Below are 5,187 nucleotides of genomic sequence, written 5' to 3' on the forward strand. Positions count from 1 at the left end.
GGTTTCCCTGTCGCTTTTACCTTAGGTGCTGTTGCCTTAGGATTTGGCAGTGTATTTCTAGGTCTCGACTTCTTTAATCTTCTGCCTCTTCGTATTTGGGGCATCATGACTAACTTCACATTGTTAGCCGTGCCGCTATTTGTATTTATGGGCGTGATATTAGAAAAATCAGGCCTTGCTGAAGAACTACTTGAAACCATGGGGCAACTGTTTGGTCGAGTTCGTGGTGGATTAGCTATATCTGTAGTCATTGTCGGCGCATTATTAGCCGCCACGACAGGTGTAGTTGGAGCATCAGTTGTAACGATGGCCGTGATTGCCCTGCCCGTTATGTTAAAAAATGGTTATGCAGCCAGTTTAGCCGCTGGCACCATTGCCACCTCTGGTACTTTAGGCCAAATTATTCCGCCCAGCATTATCTTGATTTTATTAGGTGATGTTATTGGAGTGCCCGTGGGACAACTATTTATTGGCGCTGCGGTTCCTGGCCTGATGTTAGTCATTGCCTATATCGCTTACATTGCATTTATTGCCTGGAAAAAACCTGAACTTGCTCCAGCCATTAACATTGATAACAAAGATTCTGAATACCTTGGTTATAAAGTACTTAAAAGCCTATTGCCGCCATTAATTTTAGTCTTAGCAGTCTTAGGTTCTATTTTCTTTGGCATCGCCTCACCGACAGAATCAGCAGCTGTCGGCGCCTTAGGTGCGATGTTATTAGCAGCAATACATAAAAAACTAAGTTTAGAAAACTTAAACAAGTCTATGCAACAAACCACACGTTTAACCAGCATGGTGTTTTTAATATTAATTGGTGCCACTGCGTTTGGTTTGGTATTTGTTGGTATGGGCGGTGACAATTTAATTTTTGATATTTTTAGTGGTCTGCCAGGTGGTAAGTGGGGCTTTTTAATCCTGAGCATGCTGCTAATTTTTGTTTTGGGTTTCTTCTTAGACTTCATCGAGATCTGTTTTATTGTTGTGCCGATCATTGCCCCTATCGCTATTCATTTGGGACTCGATCCTTTATGGTTTGCTTTGCTTATTGCGCTTAACTTACAGACCTCATTTTTAACACCCCCATTTGGCTTTTCATTGTTTTACCTAAAAGCCAGTGCTCCTACATTAAAGCTACAAGATATCTATAAAGGTGTCGTGCCATTCATTGTGATTCAACTAGCGGTATTAATCTTAATTATCAGCTTTCCGTCATTAACTTTATGGCTACCAGGCTTGATGGAATAAGACTTAATGATTCAATGGAATGAATTACTTTATTTTTCAACTAAAGGCAGCTTATTCTCAGGCTTTTTTGATTTCCTATTTGAGATGTTCGCAAAACTAATTTTCAAGATTTTCTTTCGCACGATTAATTGCGAAGCTGGAATATCATGCGAAACAACACTTAATCTGTGGTCAGTGTTTTCAACTCTCATCCTTCTTGGCCTGCTCACATATCTGATTGTCAAACTTAGAAAAAGAAAAATCCAAAAATTACCTATTCCTAAAAAAGCTAAAAAGAAAAGGAAGAAAAAACAAATCTAACCAGATTAAAACCTGAGTTTAATTCTAAAGCCTCTGCAATATCAGTCGATAGCTTAAGTAGGAGAAGACGATTTTATACGAGGGACATAATTTAAAAACGATCTTGATGCTCAATTAGGCGAAAGCTTGGGAGAATTATCATGAAGACTAATGCAGCAAAACTTGAGTGGACAAAAACACAACAGCAAATGCCAGAAGTAGGTCAAAAAGTCGTGGTGTTTTTATGGATGGACGAAACAGTATCTCAAGCATGGTGGAATGGTAAACATTTCATTTTGGCAGCCGCCAATGAACAAGGCATTGTTGCAATTTATGAAGTTCTAGCTGTTGCTGTTAGTCACTGGAAATTTATGCCTGAAACACCCACAATCAGCAAAAGCGCTAATAATCATCGCTGGGATCAAACTTTGATTGAGGCGGTGCATTGAGTTAAATACTAGTTGTATTATTATCGGGTCATTTTTTTAACAAATACCACGACAAATAATGCGAGTGTGAAGCCTCCAATAAGAGCTTCAACTGCTGCAAAAAATCGTGAAAGACCTAATGTTGGTGAAATATCACCGTAACCTAAGGTGGTATAGGTCACGACACTAAAATACAGACTGTTTAAATAATATTTGAAATTTTCACTGACGCCCAAGCTGCTATCAAATGCAATCGTTTGACCGCTAGACTGAATCCCTGAATAAAAAAACAGTATCGAAAATACGCCGATCACAACTAAAGTAAACGCAACCACACGGCTGGGTCTTTCACCATAACCACAAAACAAATCAACAAATTTGGATATCAAACGGTGTAATGAGAATAAAGGCATTTGCATACGTCTCATTGCCATTTCATTTTGAAAAAACTGCCCAGCTTGTTCAAACAACCCTTGTTTTTCAGTGACCATTCTCAGATTACGATAAACTTCTTCGGCTTGTTCATAATAGTCCTTAGCAACGGCTAAGTCTTGCGCCTCTGCCGCTTGTTGTTCTTGCATGATTTGCTCACCCCAAGTGACATTTTCCAGCTTAGCGCCCTTGAAAACTGCACCTAATAAATTACAGTTGCTAAGGTTGGCACAATGCAAATTGGCAAAACTAAAATCGGCTTTCATTAATGAACTGCCTGAAAGATCCAATTTAAAACAATGAGCATCTGTCAGATCGGCACGATATAAATCACTGTCGGTTAATTGATAACCCGTTTTGGATGTTTTTTTCACGAGGTTAATGCCAGATAAATTGGCTTTAACAAGGCTAAATTTTGACATCGGCTCACCACTGCTAGCACGTTGTTCTAATAGAACCTTGATATTTCCATGTTCGGCCATCTCACCGTTTTGCCATTCTTCATCCGTCATTTTCTGCTCCATGTAATACAACACTTGGACTTACTTTTTACAGAAATTTAATCGTGCACCATCTTGTATTTCAGATCAAGTTTATTGATCTGAAATACGGTTGCTTTGTTTGTTTAATAACGTAGGCGAGAGATTTGGAGCCATAGTTCTATGGCTTGTTGTGAGCTACTAAGACAACAGTCTCAGTGCGTATAGGCTTTACTCTGCGGTCAATAATGATGAAAGGTTAATAATGCCATAACCAATAGCTGCGGCAATCATGCCTGAATATGCCCAAATAACTTCTGGTAATTGAACACCAATAAGTTCACCCCAAAGATCAGTGCCACCATAACTAAGACCAAAATCAGCGATGCCAAATGCGATCAATGCGTATCCAATATATTTCATACTCTTTTTTGCCTCTACGTTAACGAATCAAACGTTCTATTAATATGTATGCTGTTTTAGCCAAGCAAACCTGTTACTTTTTTTTCATTTATCGTGATAGGACGACACACCTTAAATCCCAAGGCTTGTGCTTGTTTTTGAAGTAGCAGCACAAACTCTGTCAATTGCACGTCATCATTATAGGTAGGCCATGGACATCCTAAAAAGAAATGGGCCACTGCCCATAATATTTCATCTTTAGCATCACTTTCTGTGCCATAGACTGCAACTTGAATTTTTGCTGTTGGATATAAGCTAAGGATTGTTTTTGCTAAGAAAGAATCACAGTCGATCCCCGTAACAATTTTAATGATATGAGCAACTTCATAAATTTGATGTGTTGTCGGTGATACATTGACATTTTCTAAATAAAACTGAGTATTGCCTGCTCGCGAACTGAACAATGAGTCTAATTCAGTATCGTTATAAAGAGCTAAGTTTTCCTTGGCGGCCGACATGACTTTGCTAGTTGAATCTACGAGCATACCTATTACCTAAAACCATCTAATAATAATAAAACTGGCAAACAAGTTACCTGAACTACAGACACATACAAGGCCTGTTCTAGGTGAATCATCGTGTTTTGTGATGGACTTCTCGTAATACATTATCAATTAGCACAATATGAACAGAAACTAAGCCTATAGAGTATTATCTCACCCTGAAAACACGACAGAAACAAGATGTCACTACACTAAAGAAATAGCTCAGATTATTTTCCTTTCAGCATTATTGTGTAACAGCTTCAAGACTGATTTCCAATGTGCCTATTGAGTCAGTTTCAAAGTTTATAACACCATTTTCACTGGCAGTATAAGCGCCTAAATCAATATTATTACTGGTGACTTTATAAAGCATATCTGGCACTAAACCTGAAATAACATGTTCTACCACCCCTGTTGATTGCAGCTGATATTGTGTTTCAGTCAGTTCATCTGTCTTATGAGAGAACAAAGCAAACATCGCTTTATTTATAAACGAACCAACTGCATTCACACTTTGAGCAGTATCCTTGCCAAAGATTTCTTCAGCATAACGCCCTTCGACATTCATCGCTCCCTCATCAAAGGCGACCAATGTATGTAAAAAATGGTCTTGTGTTTGATTTGAATTGGATTTTACATCCAAGTTATAGGTGTAATCCTCACCCACACTGTCATCTAAAACAGGATCAATCACCGATAAGGTTTTATCATCAGATAATTGTGAAATGATGGCCAACTCTTGACCATCGCGAGCCATTGAGGTCACATTGCCAGCTATCGTTGGCTGGTAACGGAACACAAAATTAACGCCTTTGTTCAGGTAGTCATATTCAGGCAAGGTATCAACATAATCGTAAACCACCATGTGATCGGCTTTGTCACTGCTGCCTTTAAACCACACTACATTGCGTTCTACCTTGTTGTAGTTTTTACCTTTAAACGAATTGTTTTGAACTGAAAAAGCATTCGTTAAATCCATCTCAATGAAATCATAGTTTGCATTAACGTCAATCTTGTTATTCGCTGCACCAGGTATCATTGTCGAATAACGTACATCATCACGAGCTTGTTCATCTGCTTCAAAAAATGATTGTTGTTGCAAACAAAGTGTAGCGTTAGCAGCACAGAGACCTGAGTCGCCATCATAGCCAACATTTCTATGTAATAGCCATGTGCCCTTACGATAAAATTGAAGTGCACCTTCATCTATATGCATATGATCTACATGACGCCAGCCATTGTGTGTGACCAATAATGAGGCATCATCTTGCCAACTAGTACGGTCAAAAAAGAATCCCATACCACCATCAAAAAAGTGAGTTGGATAAGCCTGTGCATGATCCATTTGTTGTTCAAGCACTTCATGTAATACAA

Annotated in this window: 6 protein-coding genes; 2 read left to right on the plus strand and 4 right to left on the minus strand. The window is 38.7% G+C overall.

What is annotated here, in order from left to right; genetic code table 11:
• Both QZ488_RS20925 and QZ488_RS20930 read left to right on the plus strand, forming a co-directional pair.
• Positions 1 to 1,248 (plus strand): TRAP transporter large permease subunit (locus tag QZ488_RS20925; protein ID WP_293752406.1); only part of this gene is annotated, 1,248 nt, incomplete at its 5' end.
• Between the two features lie 440 nt (positions 1,249 to 1,688).
• Positions 1,689 to 1,976 carry a DUF551 domain-containing protein gene (locus QZ488_RS20930; RefSeq protein ID WP_293752408.1) on the plus strand — a complete coding sequence of 96 codons (288 nt, stop codon included), beginning with the start codon at positions 1,689 to 1,691 and terminating at the stop codon, positions 1,974 to 1,976.
• 20 nt (positions 1,977 to 1,996) lie between these two features.
• Here the strand turns inward: QZ488_RS20930 and QZ488_RS20935 are convergent, their stop codons facing one another.
• The 4 genes from QZ488_RS20935 to QZ488_RS20950 all read right to left on the minus strand — a co-directional run.
• A complete protein-coding gene (locus QZ488_RS20935; RefSeq protein WP_293752410.1) occupies positions 1,997 to 2,899 on the minus strand; it encodes an ion channel in 903 nt (300 codons plus the stop codon).
• Between the two features lie 198 nt (positions 2,900 to 3,097).
• Positions 3,098 to 3,289: a hypothetical protein gene (locus tag QZ488_RS20940; protein WP_293752412.1), complete on the minus strand. Its 192-nt coding sequence runs from the start codon at positions 3,287 to 3,289 to the stop codon at positions 3,098 to 3,100.
• Between the two features lie 56 nt (positions 3,290 to 3,345).
• Entirely contained in the window at positions 3,346 to 3,813 is a 468-nt protein-coding gene (locus tag QZ488_RS20945; RefSeq protein WP_293752414.1) for a hypothetical protein, read from the minus strand.
• Positions 3,814 to 4,057: 244 nt separating this feature from the next.
• A partial coding sequence (locus QZ488_RS20950; protein ID WP_293752416.1) for a hypothetical protein occupies positions 4,058 to 5,187 on the minus strand: 1,130 nt, incomplete at its 5' end.

Origin of the sequence: uncultured Paraglaciecola sp. (assembly GCF_913020055.1) — a bacterium.
Lineage (GTDB): Bacteria > Pseudomonadota > Gammaproteobacteria > Enterobacterales > Alteromonadaceae > Paraglaciecola.

Bases quoted from the DNA above. Each gene is read 5' to 3' on its own strand.
- QZ488_RS20935 (WP_293752410.1), bottom strand. From the start codon at position 2,899: ATGACGGATGAAGAATGGCAAAACGGTGAGATGGCCGAACATGGAAAT.
- QZ488_RS20940 (WP_293752412.1), bottom strand. From the start codon at position 3,289: ATGAAATATATTGGATACGCATTGATCGCATTTGGCATCGCTGATTTT.
- QZ488_RS20945 (WP_293752414.1), bottom strand. From the start codon at position 3,813: ATGCTCGTAGATTCAACTAGCAAAGTCATGTCGGCCGCCAAGGAAAAC.
- QZ488_RS20930 (WP_293752408.1), top strand. From the start codon at position 1,689: ATGAAGACTAATGCAGCAAAACTTGAGTGGACAAAAACACAACAGCAA.